Source organism: Citrobacter sp. C6_1, from assembly GCF_014596835.2.
Lineage (GTDB): Bacteria > Pseudomonadota > Gammaproteobacteria > Enterobacterales > Enterobacteriaceae > Citrobacter > Citrobacter pasteurii.
This window is the reverse complement of record NZ_CP115031.1, coordinates 4,434,398-4,457,327: the sequence shown is the minus strand read 5'-3', so window position 1 is coordinate 4,457,327 and position 22,930 is coordinate 4,434,398. Positions and strand designations below refer to the sequence as shown.

General features: G+C 52.4%; 17 protein-coding genes and 1 riboswitch. Of the genes, 9 read left to right on the top strand and 8 right to left on the bottom strand.

Translation table 11 applies throughout. From position 1 onward, the window contains the following. The first annotated feature begins 126 nt into the window (after positions 1–126). Positions 127–2,307, top strand: a complete 2,181-nt coding sequence (gene katG, locus IB196_RS21300) for a catalase/peroxidase HPI (RefSeq protein ID WP_188232356.1) — start codon at positions 127–129, stop codon at positions 2,305–2,307. A gap of 86 nt (positions 2,308–2,393) precedes the next feature. On the opposite strand, the gene IB196_RS21295 is transcribed toward katG, so the two are convergent. The 6 genes from IB196_RS21295 to argE form a co-directional block, all read right to left on the bottom strand. Beyond that, positions 2,394–3,497, bottom strand: coding sequence for a glycerol dehydrogenase (locus IB196_RS21295; protein ID WP_005121690.1), 1,104 nt, complete (start codon positions 3,495–3,497; stop codon positions 2,394–2,396). 12 nt (positions 3,498–3,509) lie between these two features. Further along, complete coding sequence (gene fsa, locus IB196_RS21290; RefSeq protein ID WP_188232357.1) at positions 3,510–4,172, bottom strand: fructose-6-phosphate aldolase; 663 nt, start codon at positions 4,170–4,172, stop codon at positions 3,510–3,512. A 267-nt stretch (positions 4,173–4,439) separates the two neighbouring features. Beyond that, entirely contained in the window at positions 4,440–5,291 is an 852-nt protein-coding gene (locus tag IB196_RS21285) for an AraC family transcriptional regulator (RefSeq protein ID WP_040233033.1), read from the bottom strand. An 85-nt stretch (positions 5,292–5,376) separates the two neighbouring features. Continuing rightward, the gene (locus tag IB196_RS21280) at positions 5,377–7,110 is read right to left on the bottom strand and encodes a phosphoethanolamine transferase CptA (RefSeq protein WP_005121686.1); all 1,734 of its coding nucleotides are present in this window, start codon (positions 7,108–7,110) and stop codon (positions 5,377–5,379) included. A 208-nt stretch (positions 7,111–7,318) separates the two neighbouring features. Continuing rightward, positions 7,319–9,970 (bottom strand): phosphoenolpyruvate carboxylase, encoded by a 2,652-nt coding sequence (gene ppc / locus IB196_RS21275; RefSeq protein ID WP_155022010.1) that lies wholly within the window; start codon positions 9,968–9,970, stop codon positions 7,319–7,321. Positions 9,971–10,212: 242 nt separating this feature from the next. Continuing rightward, on the bottom strand, positions 10,213–11,364 hold the full coding sequence (gene argE / locus IB196_RS21270; RefSeq protein WP_005122768.1) for an acetylornithine deacetylase: 1,152 nt from the start codon (positions 11,362–11,364) through the stop codon (positions 10,213–10,215). Between the two features lie 155 nt (positions 11,365–11,519). Here argE and argC point away from each other — a divergent pair, with 155 nt between their 5' ends. The 4 genes from argC (at position 11,520) to oxyR (ending at position 15,958) form a co-directional block, all read left to right on the top strand. Next, a complete protein-coding gene (gene argC / locus IB196_RS21265) occupies positions 11,520–12,524 on the top strand; it encodes an N-acetyl-gamma-glutamyl-phosphate reductase (RefSeq protein WP_005122770.1) in 1,005 nt (334 codons plus the stop codon). A 7-nt stretch (positions 12,525–12,531) separates the two neighbouring features. Next, a complete protein-coding gene (gene argB / locus IB196_RS21260) occupies positions 12,532–13,308 on the top strand; it encodes an acetylglutamate kinase (RefSeq protein WP_137378532.1) in 777 nt (258 codons plus the stop codon). Between the two features lie 74 nt (positions 13,309–13,382). Beyond that, a complete protein-coding gene (argH, locus tag IB196_RS21255) occupies positions 13,383–14,756 on the top strand; it encodes an argininosuccinate lyase (protein ID WP_005122772.1) in 1,374 nt (457 codons plus the stop codon). Between the two features lie 284 nt (positions 14,757–15,040). Next, positions 15,041–15,958, top strand: a complete 918-nt coding sequence (oxyR, locus tag IB196_RS21250) for a DNA-binding transcriptional regulator OxyR (protein ID WP_003028858.1) — start codon at positions 15,041–15,043, stop codon at positions 15,956–15,958. On the opposite strand, the gene sthA is transcribed toward oxyR, so the two are convergent. After that, positions 15,941–17,341: a Si-specific NAD(P)(+) transhydrogenase gene (gene sthA / locus IB196_RS21245; RefSeq protein WP_005122773.1), complete on the bottom strand. Its 1,401-nt coding sequence runs from the start codon at positions 17,339–17,341 to the stop codon at positions 15,941–15,943. The two genes, oxyR and sthA, sit on opposite strands and share 18 nt — an antisense overlap. A gap of 191 nt (positions 17,342–17,532) precedes the next feature. Here sthA and fabR point away from each other — a divergent pair, with 191 nt between their 5' ends. Beyond that, positions 17,533–18,168, top strand: coding sequence for an HTH-type transcriptional repressor FabR (gene fabR / locus IB196_RS21240; protein ID WP_003028862.1), 636 nt, complete (start codon positions 17,533–17,535; stop codon positions 18,166–18,168). 15 nt (positions 18,169–18,183) lie between these two features. Beyond that, the gene (locus tag IB196_RS21235; RefSeq protein WP_003825114.1) at positions 18,184–18,543 is read left to right on the top strand and encodes a YijD family membrane protein; all 360 of its coding nucleotides are present in this window, start codon (positions 18,184–18,186) and stop codon (positions 18,541–18,543) included. Positions 18,544–18,625: 82 nt separating this feature from the next. On the opposite strand, the gene trmA is transcribed toward IB196_RS21235, so the two are convergent. Then, on the bottom strand, positions 18,626–19,726 hold the full coding sequence (gene trmA, locus IB196_RS21230) for a tRNA (uridine(54)-C5)-methyltransferase TrmA (RefSeq protein WP_005122776.1): 1,101 nt from the start codon (positions 19,724–19,726) through the stop codon (positions 18,626–18,628). Between the two features lie 115 nt (positions 19,727–19,841). Next, a riboswitch (cobalamin riboswitch) is annotated at positions 19,842–20,039 on the top strand. A 63-nt stretch (positions 20,040–20,102) separates the two neighbouring features. On the opposite strand from trmA, the gene btuB reads away from it, so the two are divergent. Both btuB and murI read left to right on the top strand, forming a co-directional pair. Further along, the gene (btuB, locus tag IB196_RS21225; protein WP_005122778.1) at positions 20,103–21,941 is read left to right on the top strand and encodes a TonB-dependent vitamin B12 receptor BtuB; all 1,839 of its coding nucleotides are present in this window, start codon (positions 20,103–20,105) and stop codon (positions 21,939–21,941) included. Continuing rightward, entirely contained in the window at positions 21,886–22,737 is an 852-nt protein-coding gene (gene murI, locus IB196_RS21220; protein WP_072041459.1) for a glutamate racemase, read from the top strand. Before btuB ends, murI begins: the two co-directional genes overlap by 56 nt. Positions 22,738–22,930 lie beyond the last annotated feature (193 nt).

The following is a 22,930-nucleotide window of genomic DNA, read 5'->3' as shown; positions in this document are numbered from 1 at the left end:
TTTGATCTACATCTCTGTAACGTAAAATATAAAAGGAATTAGCTATCGAATCTGTGGGTTATTTCGACTATATCTTATCTCTGGTGGTGTATATCGTAGTCAGAACACTGTAAAGGGAGCATATAGATGAGCATGTCCGACGATAGCCATAACGCATCAACTGCCGGTAAGTGTCCTTTTCATCAGGGCAGTCACGATCAGAGCGCGGGAGCAGGAACGAACAACAGCGACTGGTGGCCTAATCAACTCCGTGTAGATTTGCTGAACCAACATTCCAACCGTTCGAACCCGCTGGGCGAGGACTTCAACTACCGCAAAGAATTTAGCAAACTCGACTATTCTGCCCTGAAAGGGGATCTCAGAGCCCTTCTGTCCGAATCTCAACCGTGGTGGCCCGCTGACTGGGGAACCTATGCTGGATTGTTTATCCGCATGGCATGGCACGGTGCAGGGACTTATCGCTCCATCGATGGACGCGGCGGCGCGGGTCGCGGACAGCAGCGTTTTGCACCACTGAACTCCTGGCCGGACAACGTTAGCCTTGATAAGGCGCGTCGTCTGCTGTGGCCAATCAAGCAGAAATATGGTCAGAAAATTTCCTGGGCCGATCTGTTTATCCTCGCGGGTAACGTGGCGCTGGAAAACTCAGGCTTCCGTACCTTCGGTTTTGGCGCAGGGCGTGAAGATGTCTGGGAACCGGATCTGGACGTAAACTGGGGTGATGAGAAAGCCTGGCTGACTCACCGCCATCCTGAAGAGTTGGCAAAAGCCCCGCTTGGCGCAACCGAAATGGGTCTTATCTATGTGAACCCAGAAGGTCCTGATCACAGTGGTGAACCGCTTTCTGCGGCAGCGGCTATTCGTGCGACCTTCGGTAATATGGGGATGAACGACGAAGAAACTGTTGCGCTGATTGGTGGTGGTCATACGTTGGGCAAAACCCACGGAGCAGCACCTGCATCCCATGTTGGTCCTGATCCTGAATCTGCACCAATTGAAGCGCAGGGCCTGGGCTGGGCCAGCAGCTACGGCAGCGGCTCGGGTGCAGATGCCATCACTTCTGGTCTGGAAGTTGTCTGGACGCAGACTCCGACCCAGTGGAGCAACTATTTCTTCGAGAACCTGTTCAAATATGAGTGGGTGCAAACTCGCAGCCCGGCAGGCGCTATTCAGTTTGAAGCGGTTGACGCACCGGAGATTATCCCCGATCCGTTTGATCCGTCGAAAAAACGCAAGCCAACAATGCTGGTCACCGACCTGACCTTGCGCTTTGATCCTGAGTTCGAGAAGATCTCTCGTCGTTTCCTTAACGATCCGCAGGCGTTCAACGAAGCCTTTGCTCGTGCGTGGTTTAAACTGACGCACCGTGATATGGGGCCGAAAGCGCGTTACATCGGGCCGGAAGTACCGCAAGAAGATCTGATTTGGCAGGATCCACTGCCGCATGCGTTCTTCAACCCAAGTGAAGAAGACATTCTTAACCTGAAGGCGACCATTGCAGCTTCCGGGCTTTCTGTCAGTGAGCTGGTATCGGTGGCGTGGGCTTCCGCATCGACTTTCCGTGGCGGTGACAAACGTGGTGGCGCTAACGGTGCTCGCCTGGCGCTGGCACCACAACGCGGCTGGGATGTGAATGCGACTGCGGCACGTGTTCTGCCTGTGCTGGAAGGTATTTATAAATCTGCTCATACCGCCTCGTTGGCCGACATTATCGTGCTGGCCGGTGTGGTCGGTGTCGAGAAAGCGGCAAGCGCGGCGGGTGTTAACATCACTGTGCCTTTTGTTCCGGGCCGCGTAGACGCGCGTCAGGACCAAACCGATATCGAGATGTTTGAGCTGCTGGAGCCTATTGCAGATGGTTTCCGTAACTATCGTGCCCGTCCTGACGTGTCGACCACCGAGTCGTTACTGATCGATAAAGCGCAGCAGTTAACCCTGACAGCACCGGAAATGACCGTGCTGGTAGGCGGGATGCGCGTACTGGGTGCCAACTTTGATGGTAGCCAGCATGGCGTCTTTACCGATCGTCCTGGCGTGCTCAGCAATGACTTCTTCGTCAACCTGCTGGATATGCGTAACGAATGGAAAGCGACTGACGAATCGAAAGAGGTATTTGAAGGTCGTGACCGTCTGAACGGTGAAGTGAAATACACCGCAACTCGCGCCGACCTGGTGTTTGGCTCTAACTCGGTACTGCGTGCGCTGGCAGAAGTTTATGCCTGCAGCGATGCCCACGAGAAGTTCGTGAAGGACTTTGTCGCGGCATGGGTGAAAGTGATGAACCTGGACCGTTTCGATCTGCTGTAATAGAAAATGCCGGATGTCGCTTGCGCGGGTCCGGCATCGTAGGAATAAAAAAATCCCCGCATTTGCGGGGATTTTCTATTTGCAGGTTATTCCCACTCTTGCAGGTAACGTTGACCGTACTGGTCAGCCACCAGCAGGGCGGCATACACCTGGTCCGGCGTTGCGCCGCCCGGCATGTTGTGGATGGTTTCGCCTTCGGCACAAGCCGCTTCTGCCACAATGCGCATTTTCGCCTGAATATCCTGTTTGATGTCCAGTTGCGCCAGGGTAATCGGCAAACCAACGGAATGGCACAGCGCCGCAACGGTTTCGATTTCGTCTACCGGCGCATTTTCCAGCACCAGTTGCGTCAGCGTGCCAAAAGCCACTTTTTCGCCGTGGTAATAGTGATGCGCATCCGGGATTGCGGTCAGACCATTATGAATGGCGTGAGCCGCTGCCAGGCCGCCGCTTTCAAAACCGACGCCGCTCAGATAGGTGTTGGCTTCAATCACGCGCTCCAGTGCTGGTGTAACCACGTGCTGCTCTGCAGCCAGCATCGCTTTTTCACCTTCTTCGATCAGCGTATTAAAGCACAGCTCTGCCAGCGCCAGCGCCGCCTGAGTACACTGACCACCCGCCATGGTGGTGGCGCCGCTGCGTGAGCAGGCTCGTGCTTCAAACCAGGTTGCCAGCGCATCGCCGATACCTGCTGCCAGCAGCCGCGCAGGCGCACCCGCGACAATTTTGGTATCAACAATGACCCTGTCCGGGTTGTTCGGCAGCAGCAGATAGCGGTCGAATTCACCCGCATCGGTGTAAATAACGGACAGCGCGCTACATGGCGCATCGGTAGATGCGATGGTTGGCGCAATGGCAACCGGTACACCCATAAAGTGCGCCAGCGCTTTGGCGGTATCCAGCGTTTTACCGCCGCCAATACCGAGTACTGCCCCGCATTGCGCTTTTTCCGCCACGCCATGCAGGCGGTCGATTTCGTTTTGTGAACATTCACCACCAAACGGTGCAATCTCCAGCGCCAGTCCGGCATCCTGGAAGCTTTTTTCCAGCGCAGATTGTGCAAATCCTAAGACAAACTTGTCCCCAACGACCAGCCAGCGTTCTGCCAGTGGTTTGAGATAGCTGCCAAGACGGGTAATAACATCAGCACCCTGGATGTACTTACCAGGTGATTGAATAATGCGATCCATACTTTATTTCCCTCACAGGTTGATGTGACCAAATGCGTTGTTCCAGTCCTGCTCAAACTTCTCTATTGCTGACTCTACCGCAGGGGTATTGAGCATTTGTTGCGCTACGTCTAATGGCAGGGTGATTGCGGCACATCCTGCCAGTAAGCAATCCAGCGCCTGGCGCGGTGTCTTAAAACTGGCTGCCAGCACCATGCTGTCTGGCGCATGCAGTTCCAGCAATGTTTGCAGTTCTTGTACTGTGCGGATACCGTCACCACCCTGAGCATCAATGCGGTTAACGTAAGGCGCGATGTATTTAGCCCCAGCCAGTGCGGCCAGCAGACCCTGAGAAGCACTGTATACCGCGGTGCCCAGTGTGGTGATACCCTCTTTTTTCAGCATTTTGATCGCGGCCAGACCTTCAGCCGTGACGGGAATCTTCACCACCAGGCCGGGTACGGCGTTGCTCAGGCGTCTGGCTTCTTCCACCATGCCTTGTGCATCCCGGCTCATGGTCTGGGCAAATAAAATGCCCTCTTCACCAATGGCGTTTTGCAGGCGCGGCAGCACATCCCAGATGGATTCTTTGCTTGCCGCTATAATGCTTGGGTTGGTGGTGACGCCTGTGACAGGGAAAATGCGGGCCAGACGTTCAACTTCTGCGACGTTGGCGGTATCCAGGTACAGTTCCATATAAAACACCCTCTTAATTTCTCGTTAGCAGCCCGTTACCGGGATACTTTGCTGTGCTCAGGATAAGAGTGTTTCGGTATACTTCGCTATCTGACAAATCTGTCAAAAGCTGGACAAATGTAATATATCGGTGAAAGTGGGAGATACTTCACATGTTCTTGGTTGGCCAGTTTAATCTGATGGCGGAGGATGCGTGTTTCTTTTTGATATTACAAAAGTCCAGTAAATATGTTTTTTGTCCTTTGTGGGTTTTGTCGCGACTTCACCTTAATGTGGGAACGTCTCTTTTTCCGTTAACTGGCTGTGATATTGCCGACGATACTCAGATGGTGAACGTTCGGTATTTTTGCGAAACAGGCGACAGAAGTAGTTGCTGTCGACGAACCCGCAGGCGTGTGCAACTTCTTTAATTTTCAGATCGTAGCCCTTCAATAGCGTTTTCGCTTGTTCAAGTCGGGTGTGGTTGAGATATTCGTTAAAACCAATGGCTCCGGTTTTCTGAAACAGATGCGAAAGGTAATTCGGTGAGATGTAAAAAGCCTGGGCGACGGATTCGCGGGTCAACGGAGAGGCGTAGCGTTCGTCAATGTAGTCGCGAATGGCGCCGAAAAGTGCCTGGCTACGCGATGCCGTCTGGATTTGACTACCGAGCAGGTCACGGCAATGGCTGAACAGGCTGGCAATAATTAATTTCGCGGTTTGCTGCTCCTGGGGCTGCATTTGTATTTCATTGAGTGCCTGTAGCATGAAGGAGCCGATACGCGGTCCGCGGCGTGCCACATGTTGATTGGCGAGATGTTGAAACTGGCGGCCATCCCATTGCATAACGCTAAAGATTAACTGCTGCTTAGCGAACAGAATCGTCAGCATGGTGACGGGCGTTTGCCATTGCGGAAGATTCCAGCCTCCTGCCGGGACGTACAGAACGTCTCCGGGAACAAGTATGTTCCCGATACCCGTATCCGAAAGTTGCCCCTCCAGCACGATTTCCAGTCGCGGAAAATCTGCCTTGTACGCCAGTTCTGGCGTTGCGGCATTGCTGCTGGCGAAGTAAACCTGATGCAGCGGTAAGGGACCGTTAATCAGGCGGGAAAGTAGGTGGCTGATGTTGTGATACATGTGAATCCCTGACAGATCGTGGACAGGGAAACAGTAACCGTCATCATAAAAAAAGGCCACTCTTAAAGAGTGGCCTGAGAGGGCGTTACTGATTCCCGATTTGATCGCCGTAAGGCAAGGAGTCGTAATCAATCAGGGCGTTTTTCTTGTACGGATTACCAATCCAGCGGGTCGTCTCTTTGAACTCCGGGCTGGTAATAGAACGGGTCGGATCGAAACCGTCGTACGTAAAGCCGGCTAAATCTGACCAGGTATGGATAAGTTCAGAACTGCTGTACTTGCGATTAACATCCTGCGAGAAGTCGCGTGGGTGCGCAGCCTGCCATTTTTCAGACGTCCACAGCAGGAACGGTACCGTATACATATGGCGCGTTGGGCTGTCTTCGTTACGGCCCTGCGTTTTATGTGGCGGCGTGTCATACACTTCTTCACCATGGTCAGAGAAGTAGAGCAGGAAGCCGTTTGGATCAGTTGCTTTGTAGTCTTTGATCAGGCTGGCAATGATATGGTCGTTATAGACGTTGGCATTGTCATAATCGTTATATGACTCCAGTTCATCACTGCTCAGACCTGCAGGTACGTTCTCGGTATTACCGTCAAACTTACCCTGGCCTTCCGGATAGCGGAATTTGTATTTAATGTGTGTACCCAGCAAGTGAACGATGATGAACTTTTTCGGTGCCGGGTCGGCCATGACTTCTTTAAACGGTGCCAGCACATTGCTGTCGTATTCACGCGCACTTTGGGTACGCTGCTGGTTCATATAGAACTGCTTGTCTGTCTGCCGGGAAAATACGGTCAGCATGGTGTTACGGGCGGTCATTGTTTGCTGGTTGGTGATCCAGAAAGTTTTATAACCCGCCTGTTTCATCATATTCATCAACGACGGCTGCGTCAGATATAAATCCGGGTTCTTCTCGTTTGCGAAGGTCAGCGCCTGTTGCAGGATTTCAATCGTGTACGGACGTGAGGTCACGACATTATTGAACACGGTGAAATTTGGATCGGATTTATGCAGCGCATCCAGTTCCGGCGTGGTTTCACGTGGGTAGCCGTACAGGCTCATGCGGCCACGTTGCGTTGACTCGCCAATCACCAGCACCAGCGTACGCGGAGCATCACCTGAATTGTCTTTAAAGTTAGCCAGTGGCGGCAATGCGTTGTTCTCATTCAGCAGGCTATTTAATGCGGTCAATTGTTGACGGTATTGATAATAACCCGAGATGAACTGCCATGGCGCGGCAGGCTCCATGCGCGATGCAAGGCCGCCCAACGTTTTCTCAAAAGGCTTATGCTTGATAAACGTATTGACGGTCATTGGGTGCAGAATTAAACCGTACAACAGTGCAAATGACACCAAATAACGCCATGGCGACGGAATATGAACCGGGCGTAAACGCGTCCACAGCAGGATTGCGATTGCTGTATAGGCCAGTGCGATAAGTACGATCTTGAGACTGAAATATTGGCTCAGATATTCGCGGGCTTCGTTAGCGTTGGTTTCAAACATGACGAACAGAACGCTTTGTGAGAATTCTTGTCCGTAAATAACATAATAACTCAGCGCGGCCAATGAAGCAGCCCAGAGTGCCACACCAATAACGGCGGCGATAATGCGAATACGGTTCGGGAATAAGAATACCGGAATCAACCACAATGAGCTGAACAGTATTGAGTCGCGTAATCCGTTAGTTCCGCTATAGCCAGTACAATAAATAATGGCCTGGAGTAAGGTAGAGAAGAACCAAAAATAGAGGAGTGCCCAACCCAGGGCTTTCCAGCTAAATTTGGGTTTAGACTGGAGTTGTAAGGATTGCATAGTGTGAGCCTGTCTTTAATCGTAGCGCCAACGTTAGCGGCTAAACCTTAAGAGGATCTGAAGCAATGCGAGTCGAAAATCGCGTTCTGCTAACAAATATCCATTGGATGTATAAAATGCAGACAGGAATATATTAAAAATGAGATGGTTATGACAGCAGTATTTTATGTCACCCTCGCGCAATAGCACGAGGGTGACAGGCATAAAATTAGCCGGTGTTACGCATACCGGCAGCAACGCCAGCAATTGTCACCATCAGCGCCTGTTCGACGCGTGGGTCTGGTGCATGACCTTGCTCTTCTGCCAGGCGCGAACGATATAATAATTCGGCCTGTAAGACGTTCAGTGGGTCAGTATAAATATTTCTTAACTGAATAGACTCGGCAATCCACGGTAGGTCGGCCATCAAATGTGAGTCATTGGCGATTGCCAACACCACATTGATATCGGCTTCCAGACGTTGACGCAGTTCTTCACCCAATGGCCAAAGCTCTTTTTTGACCAGGCGCTGATCGTAGTACTCCGCCAGCCACAGGTCAGCTTTTGAGAATACCATCTCCAGCATGCCAAGACGCGTGGAGAAGAATGGCCAGTCACGGCACATTGCTTCAAGTTCGCTTTGCTTACCGTCTTCAACCACTTTTTGCAGTGCCGTACCCGCACCCAGCCAGGCCGGAAGCATCAGGCGGTTCTGCGTCCAGGCGAAGATCCACGGAATAGCACGCAGAGACTCTACGCCACCGGTCGGGCGACGTTTTGCCGGACGTGAGCCGAGCGGTAACTTGCCCAGTTCCTGCTCAGGTGTTGCGGAACGGAAGTAAGGTACAAAGTCTTTGTTTTCACGAACATATCCACGATAGAGATCGCAGGAGATATCTGAAAGCTCATCCATGATATGACGCCAGCCATCTTTTGGCTCCGGCGGCGGTAACAGGTTAGCCTCCAGAATTGCGGCAGTGTACAGCGACAAGCTGCTGATGGTGACTTCCGGCAGGCCGTATTTGAAGCGGATCATCTCGCCTTGTTCTGTCACGCGCAGGCCGCCTTTAAGGCTACCTGGTGGTTGAGAGAGCAGTGCCGCATGGGCAGGCGCGCCGCCGCGACCAATGGAGCCGCCGCGACCGTGGAACAGCGTCAGTTCGATATCCGCTTTTTCGCAGGTTTTGATCAGCGCGTCCTGTGCCTGGTATTGCGCCCAGGAGGCCGCCATCACGCCCGCATCTTTTGCGGAGTCAGAGTAGCCAATCATGACCATCTGTTTGCCCTGAATAAAGCCGCGGTACCAGTCGATATTCAGTAGCTGGGACATGACGTCATCGGCGTTGTTCAGGTCGTCCAGCGTTTCAAACAGCGGTGCGACCGGCATAGCAAAACCGATACCAGCTTCTTTCAGTAACAAGTGTACGGCCAGCACATCTGACGGGGTTTTCGCCATCGAGATAACATAGGCGGCAATGGAGCCGTAAGGGGCTTCGGCAATGACCTGGCAGGTATCCAGCACTTCGCGGGTGTCGTTGCTCGGTTCCCAGTGACGCGGCAGCAGCGGACGCTTGGAATTCAGCTCACGGATCAGGAACGCTTGTTTATCCGCTTCTGACCAGTTTTCGTAGTCGCCAATGCCCAGATACCGGGTCAATTCGCCCAGAGCCTCGGTATGACGGGTGCTTTCCTGACGAATATCAATGCGTACCAGCGGTACGCCAAAACATTTCACGCGCCTAAGGGTGTCGAGCAACTCGCCATTGGCGATGATGCCCATACCACAGGCCTGCAGAGACTGGTAACACGCGTACAGCGGCTCCCAAAGCTGTTCGTTTTGGGTTAGCAGGCCAGTAGGCTTTGGCAGTTTTTCGCCTTTCAGACGGGCTTCCAGCCAGGCCTGGGTTGCCATCAGACGTGAACGCAGCGTTTTCATCAGATAACGGTAAGGTTCCGCTGCGCCTTCTTCGCCCACCAATGCCAGCAGCTCCGGTGTGGCATCTACCATCGACAGTTCAGAAATCAAAAACTGGATGTCTTTCAGGAACAGGTCGGTGGCTTTCCAACGGCTAAGCAGCAGCACATGGCGGGTGATATCGGCGGTGACATTCGGGTTTCCATCACGGTCGCCGCCCATCCAGGAGGTAAAACGCACCGGAACAAAATCAACAGGTAGCTTATAGCCCAGATGTTCTTCCAGCTGTTCATTTAGCTCGCGAAGGTAGTTAGGTACGCCTTCCCACAGGCTGTTTTCAACCACTGCGAAGCCCCATTTGGCCTCATCAACCGGGCTTGGTCGTAGTTTACGGATTTCATCCGTATGCCAGGACTGAGCAATCAACTGACGCAGACGACGCATCAGCTGATTGCGTTCGTAATCAACGATATCTTTGTTATCAAGCTGTTTGAGGCATGCGTTTACTTCACCCATTTTATGAATCAAGGTGCGGCGGGTGATTTCGGTTGGGTGCGCGGTCAGTACCAGCTCCAGAGACAGCGATTCCACGGCTTTCTTGATGGTGGTTTCATCGAGGTTGGGCTGGTCTTTCAGTTTACGCAAAGTGCGAGCAATCACTTCCGGGTTGCTGGCAGCTTCGCCTTTTGGCGAAATGCTGTGGTACTGCTCGGCGGTGTTGGCCAGGTTCAGAAACTGGCTAAACGCGCGGGCAACCGGCAGCAGCTCGTCGTTAGACAGGTTTTGCAGCGTGGTGAGCAATTCCTGGCGGTTGATTTCATTGCCAGCGCGGGATGACTTGGACAACTTACGGATTGTTTCTACGCGGTCGAGAATGTTCTCTCCCAGCGCGTCCTTGATGGTCTCTCCCAGCACTTTGCCGAGCATACTGACATTACTACGCAACGCGGAATATTGTTCGTTCATATTTACCCAGACACCCCATCTTGAAATTATTAGCCCTGTATTTTTCGGGCTTAACTTTTTAGCCGTCTTTTATAAAGCCACGTAAAACTCGTGGCGTCAATTGCTGCGAAATCGGTTCAGCAAACGAAAAAATGGCGGCAATTTACGTTATTTAATTCACATCGAACCAAATAAGCGTTGCTTATGGAAATGTTAATAAATTGCCTCGCTTACCACTAAAGGGTTAGCGAGGCGATAAACGGTTAATGCCAGCAGAAGTGATGCACAACCTGGGTGATTAATTCGCGGGTTGGCTTAATAAAGCGTGTTTCCAGATATTCATCCGGCTGATGTGCCTGATTAATAGAGCCGGGACCCAACACCAGCGTTGGGCAAAGCGTCTGGATAAAGGGCGCTTCGGTGCAGTAGTTCACCACTTCAGTCTGTGCGCCCAGTAGTTTCTCAACCACCTCGACCAGCTGATGGTCCGGCGGACACTCATAGCCAGGAATGGGCGGATGCAGTTCCGATACCGTCAGGCGACCCGGCCAACGTTCACTGACCGGGGCCAGCGCATCGTTGAGTAGCCCATTCAGATCGTTAAGCGTCATGCCGGGTAGTGGACGAATATCCATATGCAGTTCGCAGCAGGCGCAGATACGGTTAGCAGCATCGCCGCCATGAATATGGCCCAGATTTAACGTGGGGTACGGCACGGTAAAGGCGTCATGGTGATAGCGTTCTTTCAGGTCATCGCGCAGCTTCATGATATGGCCAATGGCATCATGCATCAGTTCAATCGCATTCACGCCGCGCGCCGGATCGCTTGAGTGACCCGACTGACCCAAAATTCGAATCGCATTAGAGATATGGCCTTTGTGCGCGCGAACGGGCTGCAGAGATGTCGGTTCGCCAATGATCGCGCAGTCCGGGCGGAGCGAAGTCGTTTCAGAAAAGTAACGTGCGCCGGCCATACTGGTCTCTTCATCAGCGGTGGCCAGAATGTAGAGTGGCTTTTTCAGTTTCGTTACATCTACACCGCGCAGTGCATCGAGAATAAAGGCAAAAAAGCCTTTCATATCCGCTGTACCCAGACCGTAGAGCTTATTGTCATGCTCGGTGAGGGTGAAGGGGTCGCGCGTCCAGCGTCCATCGTCAAAAGGTACGGTATCGGTATGGCCTGCCAACAACAGGCCGCCGGCACCATGCCCGACACTCGCCAGCATATTGAATTTATTGCGCGTACCAGGAACTGACTGAACCTCAACATTGAAGCCTAAATCTTTAAACCAGTTCGCCAGCAGAGTGATTAAACCTGCATTGCTTTGATCGAGCGCTTCTTCGGTTGCGCTAATCGACGGTGTGGCAATCAGAGCGCGGTAAATCTCGATAAATGGCGGTAAATTGTTTTTCATTGTTGACACACCTCGGGTCATGATAGTATCAATATTCATGCAGTATTTGTGAATAAAAATACATCAACGTTGAGCGTAATAAAACCCACCAAGTGTAAGGTGAGGTGATAAAGGCTTATACCTGGCAACCGAATCTAAGAAGGTGAGCAGCCCCGATGTTGAATACGCTGATTGTGGGCGCCAGTGGCTACGCTGGCGCAGAGCTTGTGACCTATGTAAATCGCCATCCTGATATGACCATAACCGCTTTGACCGTCTCAGCGCAAAGCAATGATGCAGGAAAATTAATCTCCGATTTACATCCGCAGCTAAAAGGCATTGTCGATTTGCCGTTACAGCCAATGTCCGATATCAGCGAGTTTAGCGCAGGGGTGGACGTTGTGTTCCTCGCGACGGCTCACGAGGTCAGTCATGATCTGGCACCGCAGTTTCTGCGTGCCGGGTGTGTGGTGTTTGACCTCTCGGGCGCGTTTCGCGTAAACGACGGCGCGTTCTATGAAAAATATTACGGCTTTACCCATCAGCATCCTGACCTGCTGGAGCAGGCAGTGTACGGCCTGGCGGAGTGGAGCGCAGACAGTCTGAAAGACGCGAATTTGATTGCTGTTCCGGGTTGTTACCCGACGGCGGCACAATTGTCGCTGAAACCACTGATTGATGCCGGGCTGCTGGATCTCAGTCAGTGGCCGGTGATTAACGCCACCAGTGGGGTGAGCGGTGCGGGCCGTAAGGCCGCTATTTCGAACAGCTTTTGTGAAGTGAGCCTGCAACCGTATGGCGTGTTTACTCATCGCCATCAGCCGGAAATCGCGACTCACCTGGGTACGGAGGTGATCTTCACCCCGCATTTGGGCAATTTCCCGCGTGGGATCCTGGAAACCATTACCTGCCGTTTGCAAGCGGGCGTGACTCATGCGCAGGTGGCTCAGACGTTGCAACAGGCGTATGGCGATAAACCACTGGTACGTTTGTATGATAAAGGTGTTCCGGCGCTGAAGAACGTGGTTGGCTTACCGTTCTGTGATATCGGGTTCGCCGTACAGGGCGAGCACCTGATTGTGGTAGCGACTGAAGATAACTTATTGAAGGGCGCGGCGGCACAGGCGATGCAGTGCGCAAATATCCGTTTCGGCTTTGCTGAGACGCAGTCTCTTATTTAAGGGTGCAATGATGAATCCATTAATTATCAAGCTGGGCGGCGTTTTACTGGATAGCGAAGAGGCGCTGGAGCGTCTGTTTACCGCGCTGGTAAATTATCGCGAGTCGCATCAGCGTCCGCTGGTCATTGTCCACGGTGGTGGCTGTGTCGTCGACGAGCTGATGAAACAACTCAATCTGCCGGTGAAAAAGAAAAATGGTCTGCGTGTTACGCCAGCCGATCAAATCGACATCATCACGGGGGCACTGGCGGGAACCGCGAATAAAACTTTACTGGCCTGGGCGAAGAAACATCAAATTGCCTCTGTGGGTCTGTATCTTGGTGATGGCGACAGTGTAAAAGTGACGCCACTCGATAAAGAGTTGGGTCATGTTGGACTGGCGCAGCCGGGTTCGCCTAAGCTGATTAACACGCTGCTGGAAGGGGGGTTTCTGCCTGTAGTGAGTTCCATTGGCGTTACTGAAGATGGGCTGTTGATGAACGTCAATGCCGATCAGGCGGCGACGGCGCTGGCGGCAACGCTGGGTGCTGATCTGATCCTGCTCTCTGATGTGAGTGGTATTCTGGATGGTAAAGGCCAGCGTATTGCCGAAATGACCGCGACGAAAGCGGAACAGTTGATTGAGCAGGGCATTATTACCGATGGCATGATCGTGAAGGTCAATGCGGCGCTGGATGCTGCGCGTACGCTGGGGCGCCCGGTAGATATCGCTTCCTGGCGTCATGCTGAGCAACTCCCGGCGCTGTTTAACGGCACGCCGATTGGTACGCGGATTTTAGCGTAAAATTTTATTGAATGACTGTAGGCCGGGTAAGCGCAGCGCCACCCGGCGGAACTAATGAATAAAGGAACGATGTTATGGCACTTTGGGGTGGGCGTTTTACACAGGCAGCAGATCAGCGGTTCAAACAGTTCAACGACTCGTTACGTTTTGACTACCGCCTGGCAGAGCAGGATATTGTCGGCTCTGTGGCCTGGTCCAAAGCGCTGGTAACCGTCGGCGTACTGACTGCTGATGAACAACTACAGTTGGAAGAAGCGCTGAACACTCTGCTGGAAGAGGTTCGCGCAAATCCGCAGCAGATCCTGCAAAGTGATGCGGAAGATATTCACAGCTGGGTGGAAGGCAAGCTGATTGATAAAGTCGGGCAGTTAGGTAAAAAACTGCACACCGGGCGTAGCCGTAATGACCAGGTCGCCACTGATCTTAAACTGTGGTGCAAAGACACGGTCATGGAACTGCTGTCTGCGAATCGTCAGTTGCAAAGCGCGTTAGTCGACACCGCGCAAAATAATCAGGATGCGGTTATGCCGGGTTACACGCACTTGCAGCGTGCACAGCCGGTGACGTTTGCTCACTGGTGTCTGGCTTATGTCGAAATGCTGGCGCGTGATGAGAGCCGTCTGCAGGATGCGCTTAAGCGTCTGGACGTTAGTCCGTTAGGCTGCGGCGCGCTGGCGGGTACGGCGTATGAAATCGATCGTGAGCGACTGGCAGGCTGGCTGGGCTTTGCCTCGGCGACCCGCAACAGTCTGGACAGCGTTTCTGATCGTGACCATGTACTGGAGTTGCTCTCTGATGCCTCTATCGGCATGGTGCATCTGTCGCGTTTTGCTGAAGATCTGATTTTCTTTAACACCGGTGAAGCGGGCTTTGTTGAGTTATCCGATCGTGTGACCTCAGGTTCATCTCTGATGCCACAGAAGAAAAACCCGGATGCATTAGAGCTGATCCGTGGCAAATGTGGACGCGTACAAGGTGCGCTGACCGGCATGATGATGACACTGAAAGGTCTGCCGCTGGCGTACAACAAAGACATGCAGGAAGACAAAGAAGGCCTGTTCGATGCACTCGATACCTGGATGGACTGTTTACACATGGCCGCGCTGGTACTGGATGGCATTCAGGTGAAACGTCCGCGTTGTCAGGAAGCGGCGCAGCAGGGTTATGCCAACGCCACTGAATTGGCGGATTATCTGGTTGCCAAAGGTGTTCCGTTCCGCGAAGCACACCATATCGTAGGTGAAACGGTGGTTGAGGCGATTCGTCAGGGTAAACCGCTGGAAGCATTGTCGCTGGCCGACTTGCAAAAGTTCAGCGCGGTGATTGGCGATGACGTCTATCCGATTCTCTCGCTGCAGTCGTGCCTCGATAAGCGCGCGGCGAAAGGTGGTGTTTCACCGCAGCAGGTTGCGCAGGCGATCGATTACGCTAAGGCGCGTCTCGCATAACCTTTGTTGTTGTAGGCCTGATAAGCGTAGCGCCATCAGACAAAAAGTTATCAGAGCCTGGCATTACGCCGGGCTTTTTTACGCAAAAAAAAGCGGACCAGAGGTCCGCAAAAGTTCACGTTGGCTTTAGTTATTTCGAGTATGAGAACGGACAGGCGCTTCAAGGGTTAAAGGGTACCGTTCCGTTTCTGTGGTGCATTATTAAACAGAAAGCTTGATAGGGATAATCGTTCGTTGCTATTCTACCTATCGCCATGAACTATCGTGGCGATGGAGGATGAATAATGAATATTCGTGATCTTGAATACCTGGTGGCGCTAGCCGAGCATCGTCACTTCCGGCGAGCGGCGGATTCCTGCCACGTCAGCCAGCCAACGCTTAGCGGGCAAATCCGCAAACTGGAAGATGAGCTTGGCGTTATGCTGCTGGAGCGTACGAGTCGTAAAGTGCTGTTCACTCAGGCAGGTTTACTGCTGGTGGATCAGGCGCGTACTGTGCTGCGCGAGGTCAAAGTGCTCAAGGAAATGGCAAGCCAACAAGGCGAGACAATGTCAGGCCCGCTGCACATTGGTTTGATCCCAACGGTGGGACCATACCTGTTGCCGCATATTATCCCTATGTTGCACCAGACCTTCCCGAAACTGGAAATGTACCTGCATGAAGCGCAGACACATCAGCTGCTGGCGCAACTGGATAGCGGTAAGCTCGACTGCGTCATTCTGGCGCTGGTGAAAGAGAGTGAGGCGTTCATCGAAGTACCGCTATTTGATGAGCCTATGCTGCTGGCGATCTATGAAGATCATCCGTGGGCAAACCGTGACTGTGTACCGATGTCCGATTTGGCGGGTGAAAAACTGCTGATGCTGGAAGATGGCCACTGCCTGCGCGATCAGGCAATGGGTTTCTGCTTTGAAGCGGGTGCTGATGAAGATACCCATTTTCGGGCAACCAGTCTGGAAACGCTGCGCAACATGGTGGCGGCAGGCAGCGGTATTACTTTACTGCCTGCGCTGGCTGTGCCGCCGGAGCGTAAGCGTGATGGTGTGGTCTATCTGCCGTGCATTAAGCCTGAACCACGCCGGACGATTGGCCTGGTGTATCGCCCTGGCTCGCCGCTGCGCAGCCGTTATGAACAGCTGGCAGAGGCCATCCGGGGATCAATGGATGGCCATTTCGACAGTGCGTTAAAACAGGCGGTTTAAGCCATTTAGCGCCGCTACCCGATAGGCTTCCGCCATGGTTGGGTAGTTAAAGGTGGTGTTAACGAAGTACTCGATGGTGTTACCACCACCTTTTTGCTCCATGATCGCCTGACCGATATGAATAATTTCGGCTGCGCGTTCCCCAAAGCAGTGGATCCCCAAAATCTCTTTGGTCTCGCGATGGAACAAAATCTTCAGCGTTCCGACACTCATGCCGACGATTTGCGCCCGCGCCAGGTGTTTAAACTGGGCACGGCCAACCTCGTATGGAACTTTCATTGCCGTGAGCTGCTGTTCGGTTTTACCAACGGAGCTGATTTCTGGAATGGTATAAATCCCGGTCGGGATATCTTCAATCAGATGCGCGGTGGCTTCGCCTTTGACCAACGCCTGGGCGGCAATGCGTCCCTGGTCGTAGGCCGCCGATGCCAGGCTCGGATAACCGATCACATCGCCAACGGCATAGACGTGCGACAGCGCCGTCTGGTACATGCTGTTGACCTTCAACTGCCCGCGACTGTCCGTTTTCAGACCAATATTTTCCAGTGCCAGCGAATCGGTATTACCGGTGCGACCATTGGCGTACAGCAGACAGTCTGCTTTCAGCTTTTTACCGGATTTCAGGTGCATGATGACGCCGTCATCACAGCCTTCAATCCGCTCATACTCTTCATTGTGGCGAATGACCACGCCGCTGTTCCAGAAGTGGTATGAGAGCGAATCGGACATCTCTTGATCGAGGAATGCCAGCAGACGATCGCGGGTGTTGATTAAATCAACTTTTACGTCCATTCCACGGAAGATCGACGCATATTCACAGCCAATCACGCCTGCGCCATAAATCAGAACATGGCGAGGTTCGTGATGCAGGCTGAGGATAGAATCGCTGTCGTAAACCCGTGGGTGCGAAAAATCGACGTCAGTTGGGTGATAAGGGCGTGAGCCACAGGCAATAACAAACTTATCCGCAGTCAGCGTTTCCACCGTGCCGTCGTGGCATTCCAGGGCGATCGTGTGTTCATCAACAAAACGGGCATTGCCCTGCAAAATTTCGCAGTGGTTACGCTCGTAAAACCCTTGCCGCATGCGCGTTTGCTGATTAATGACGTTATCAGCGTGGTTGAGAATATCGGCGAAAGAAGAACGAAGGAGTCGGGAGTGGTCGCTGTAAAGTGGGTTCTGATTGAATTCAATGATACGGCTGACGGCGTGGCGGAGGGCTTTCGACGGGATGGTGCCCCAATGGGTACAGCCTCCGCCGACGTTATGATAGCGCTCAATAACCGCGACGCGCGCTCCTTGCTTAACCAGACCCATCGCAGCGCCTTCGCCGCCGGGACCGGAACCTATTACTATTGCATCGTAATCGTAGGAATGTGACATGGTCAGGCTTACCTGTTCTTATACATAAAAGCAACAGAATAGTAACATCGTTGTTGAGATAACCCAATTATCGTTGTGCTTTTTTGCGAAGTCGAAGCACAAACTGCGCGTAAACAATCATTCACAAAGCCATGCCAACCGCCTAATCTCTGGTATAGTGCCAGCAAGGTATGTGGAAGGATTCAGACATCGTGATGGGCGTTAGAGCGCAACAAAAAGAGAAAACCCGGCGTTCGCTGGTAGAAGCCGCATTTAGTCAACTCAGCGCTGAGCGTAGTTTTGCCAGCCTCAGTCTACGCGAAGTCGCTCGTGAAGCGGGCATTGCGCCAACCTCGTTTTATCGCCATTTCCGCGATGTGGATGAACTCGGCCTGACGATGGTGGACGAGAGTGGTCTGATGCTGCGCCAGTTGATGCGCCAGGCGCGTCAGCGCATCGCTAAAGGCGGGAGTGTGATCCGCACCTCGGTCTCAACATTTATGGAGTTCATCGGCAACAATCCCAACGCCTTCCGTTTATTATTGCGCGAGCGTTCTGGGACTTCCGCAGCGTTTCGTGCAGCGGTCGCACGTGAAATTCAGCACTTCATTGCGGAACTTGCGGACTATCTGGAACTCGAAAACCATATGCCTCGTGCGTTTACTGAAGCGCAAGCTGAAGCCATGGTAACCATTGTGTTCAGCGCCGGGGCAGAAGCACTGGATGTTGGCGCCGAACAGCGTCGACAGCTGGAAGAGCGGCTGGTATTGCAATTGCGCATGATCGCCAAAGGCGCATTTTACTGGTACCGCCGTGAACAAGAGAAGATGACGCACCACTCCGAGTAACGAGAAGGACGAGCAATGAAACAGTCAGGTCAAGATAAAGGTACGCTGCTGCTGGCGCTGGTTGCTGGCTTATCGATCAATGGCACATTTGCGGCGCTGTTTAGCTCCATTGTGCCATTCTCAGTATTCCCGATTATTTCGCTGGTGCTGACGGTTTATTGTCTGCATCAACGCTATCAGAACCGCACCATGCCTGTGGGGCTGCCGGGCCTGGCTGCCGCCTGTTTTATTCTCGGTGTTCTGTTGTACAGCACCGTGGTTCGCGCTGAATACCCGGATATTGGCTCTAACTTCTTCCCGGCGGTACTGTCGGTGATTCTGGTGTTCTGGATCGGTTTTAAAGTGCGTAATCGTAAGCAGGAAATAGCGGAGTAACAGTTGTAGCTGTAGGCCGGATAAGGCAAAGCCGTCATCCGGCAATCTGAACCGGTAGTGCTTATCCGGCCTACGTGCAGTCTTACTTCTTCGTTAACAGTACTCCGCACTCCATATGGTGCGTATATGGGAACTGATCGAATAGCGCCAGACGTGAAACATTGTGCGTCTGGCTTAACGTTTCCAGGTTCTTACACAATGTCTCCGGGTTGCAGGAGATATACAGAATCCGCGGATACGCCTGCACCATTTTCTCCGTTTCGCTGTCCAGCCCGCTCCGCGGTGGGTCAACGAAAATGGTCTCGCACTGGTAACTCTTCAGATCAATCCCCTGCAACCGGTTGAATTCGCGAACACCGTTCATTGCCTGCGTAAACTCTTCGGCTGCCATACGGATAATTTGTACATTATCAATATGGTTAGCTGCGATGTTGTACTGGGCTGCAGCAACGGACGGCTTGGCGATTTCGGTGGCCAGTACGCGGTTGAAGTTTTGCGCCAGCGCTAATGAAAAGTTACCATTACCGCAGTACAGCTCCAGCAGATCGCCCTTTGAACCTTTGGTGACATCAATCGCCCATTCCAGCATCTGAATGTTCATCGCAGCATTCGGTTGCGTGAAACTGTTCTCAACCTGGCGGTAGATAATCTCTTTGCCCGCGACCGGTAAACGTTCGTCGATATAATCTTGATCCAACTCGATTTTAGTTTTGGTCGCCCGGCCGATCAGGTGCACATTCAGGTTTTGCGCCCGCAGCGCATCCCGCAGCGCTTCGGCTTCCCGGCGCCACTCATTATCCAGTTTTTTATGGTATAGCATGGATATCACCGCCTGATCGCTCAGGGTGGTGAGGTAATCAATCTGGAACAGTTTGTGACGCAGGACGTGATTGTTGCGTACACCTTCAATCATTGCTGTCATCAGCGTATTGATAAGCTCGCTGGCTGCCGGAAAGCTGTCGACGCGAATACGGTTCTTCGTTTGGCTGTCGAACATGATGTGGTACAGGTCATCCCCGTCATGCCACAGACGGAACTCGGCACGCATACGGTAATGGCTAACCGGTGAGCGGAACACTTCCGGAGCCTTTGTAAAAAATGGCGTCATTAAGTTCTGCAGACGCACCACTTTTTCAGCTAGCTGTGCGTCGTACTGTTCTGTCGGAAGGTGTTCGGGGGTCATGATGCGTCCTGAAAAATAAAAGTACGCGGGGATTGTAGGGATTGCTCATCAGATGTCCAGTTATTGATGATTTCCGATATTGTGATATCCGGTCTGGACACCAGGTTGTAACAAACTGTAGCATCCGTTTTCCGGTCCTGTGAGTTAAAAGGGAATCCAGTGTGAATCTGGAGCTGACGCGCAGCGGTAAGGAAAGGTGAAATGAGAGCGTAAAGCAGACACTGCCTGTGGGTGGGAAGTCTTCATTTCTTTTTATTCGGTATCCTGAATAACCTTCCAAGCCCGAAGACCTGCCGGCTAACGTCGCATCTGGTTTTCACTATCGCGTACTATCGGTGGACCTGCGGCATCCTTCTTATATTGTGGATGCTTTACAATGATTAAAAAATCGTTGCTGTTGACGGCGCTTTCCGTCGCGGCATCTTCTGGTTGGGCGCAGGATGCTAGCCCAGATACTCTCGTCGTTACTGCTAACCGTTTTCAGCAGCCCCTAAGTGCAGTACTTGCACCCATCACCGTCGTTACACGTCAGGACATTGATCGCTGGCAATCTACCTCGGTAAACGATGTACTGCGTCGTTTGCCTGGTGTTGATATTGCACAAAGCGGTGGTATGGGACAGAACTCGTCTATTTTTATTCGTGGCACTAACGCCAGCCATGTTCTGGTGTTGATAGACGGTGTGCGTCTTAATTTAGCGGGGGTGAGCGGCTCGGCCGATCTTAGCCAGTTCCCGGTATCGCTGGTGCAACGTATTGAGTATATCCGCGGGCCGCGTTCCGCTATATATGGTTCGGATGCGATTGGTGGCGTGGTGAATATCATTACTACGCGCGAAAAACCAGGGACGGAACTGACTGCCGGCGTGGGAAGAAATGGGTATCAAAATTACGATATCGCAACCCAACAACAGCTTGGCGAAAATACGCGTGTCACGTTGATGGGCGATTATGCCTACACCAAAGGCTTCGATGTTGTGGCCTACGGTAGCACTGGTGCACAGGCTCAACCGGATAAAGACGGTTTCTTAAGCAAGACGCTGTATGGCGCACTGGAGCACAACTTCTCCGAGACATGGAGCGGGTTCGTTCGTGGTTATGGTTATGATAACCGCACAGATTATGACTCGTATTATTCTCCTGGCTCGGCGCTACTTGATACCCGGCAGCTTTATAGCCAGAGCTGGGACGCTGGGTTACGTTTTAATGGCGAGCTTATTCAGTCACAACTGGTTTCGAGCTACAGCCACAGTAAAGACTACAACTATGATCCGAACTATGGCCGCTATGATTCCTCGGCCACGCTGGATGAGATGAAGCAATATAATGTTCAGTGGTCAAACAGCATAGTTGTTGGCCACGGTAACATTGGTGCAGGCGTGGACTGGCAAAAGCAAACTACGGAGCCAGGCACTGGGTATGTTACGGACGGTTACGACCAACGTAATACTGGCCTCTATTTGACGGGATTGCAGCAGCTTGGTGACTTCACCTTCGAAGGTGCGGCACGTAGTGATGATAACTCCGAGTTTGGTCGTCATGGTACATGGCAAACCAGCGCTGGATGGGAGTTTATCGAAGGCTATCGTTTCATTGCCTCCTATGGCACATCTTACAAAGCGCCAAATCTGGGGCAGTTGCATGGCTATTACGGCAATGCAAACCTTGATCCCGAGGAGAGTAAGCAGTGGGAAGGGGCGTTTGAAGGGTTAACATCAGGTGTTAACTGGCGCGTGTCAGGGTATCGCAACGATATCGATGACATGATCGACTACAACACCCACACTCAGAAGTACTACAACGAAGGCAAAGTGCGTATTAAAGGTATCGAAGCGACTGCAAACTTCGACACCGGGCCGTTGGCGCATACGCTTAGCTACGACTACGTAGATTCGCGTAATGCGATTACCAACGAGCCACTGGCTCGTCGTTCTAAACAGCAGGTGAAATACCAACTCGACTGGCAGGTCTATGATTTTGACTGGGGCCTGACATATCAATATCTGGGGACGCGATACGATACGGACTACGTTACTTATCAACCGGTAAAAATGGGCGGTGTGAGTTTGTGGGATCTGGCTGTGTCATATCCGATCACCTCACAGCTGACAGTTCGTGGTAAAATCGCCAACCTGTTCGATAAAGATTACGAGACAGTTTATGGCTACCCAACTGCAGGACGGGAATACACCTTGTCTGGCAGCTACACCTTCTGATTCACGTCCCACCGTGCTGGTGTTTGATTCCGGCGTCGGTGGGTTGTCGGTCTACAATGAGATCCGGAATCTTCTGCCGGATCTCCACTATATATATGCTTTCGATAACGTCGCCTTTCCTTATGGTGAGAAAAGCGAAGAGTTTATCGTTGAGCGTGTCGTTGAGATTGTGACTGCAGTTCAGCAACGCTATCCCCTCGCGCTTGCGGTTATCGCATGCAATACCGCCAGCACGGTGTCACTCCCGGCATTACGTGAAAAGTTCGCTTTTCCGGTTGTCGGTGTGGTGCCTGCGATTAAACCCGCGGCGCGGCTCACGGCGAATGGTATTGTAGGGCTACTGGCGACGCGCGCGACGGTGAAACGCTCGTACACACACGAATTGATTGCGCGCTTTGCTAACGAGTGTCAGATAGCGATGTTGGGATCCGCTGAGTTGGTGGAGCTGGCAGAAGCGAAGCTGCACGGAGAACCCGTCTCGCTGGAAGATCTGCGCCGTATTCTGCGCCCGTGGTTGCGGATGTCGGAGCCACCGGACACGGTCGTACTCGGATGTACGCATTTCCCTCTATTACAGGAGGAGCTATTACAAGTCCTCCCGGAAGGGACGCGACTGGTGGATTCTGGTGCCGCGATTGCGCGTCGAACGGCCTGGTTATTAGAACATGAAGCGCCAGATGCAAAATCGGCCGATGAGAATGTGGCATTCTGCATGGCAATGACAACAGAGGCCGAACAGTTATTGCCAGTGTTGCAGCGCTATGGCTTCAAAACGCTCGAAAAACTGGCGATTTAGTCTTTTTTGGTGAAAAAGTATGCACTCGGAAAATTATTTTAAATTTCCCCTTGTCAGCCTGAAATAACTCCCTATAATGCGCCTCCACTGACACGGAACAACGGCACGCAAGCCGCCGGGTCAGCGGGGTTCCACTGAGAACTCCGGCGAAGAAAGCGAAATTAAATGCTTGACTTCGTGGCGGGATGGCGTA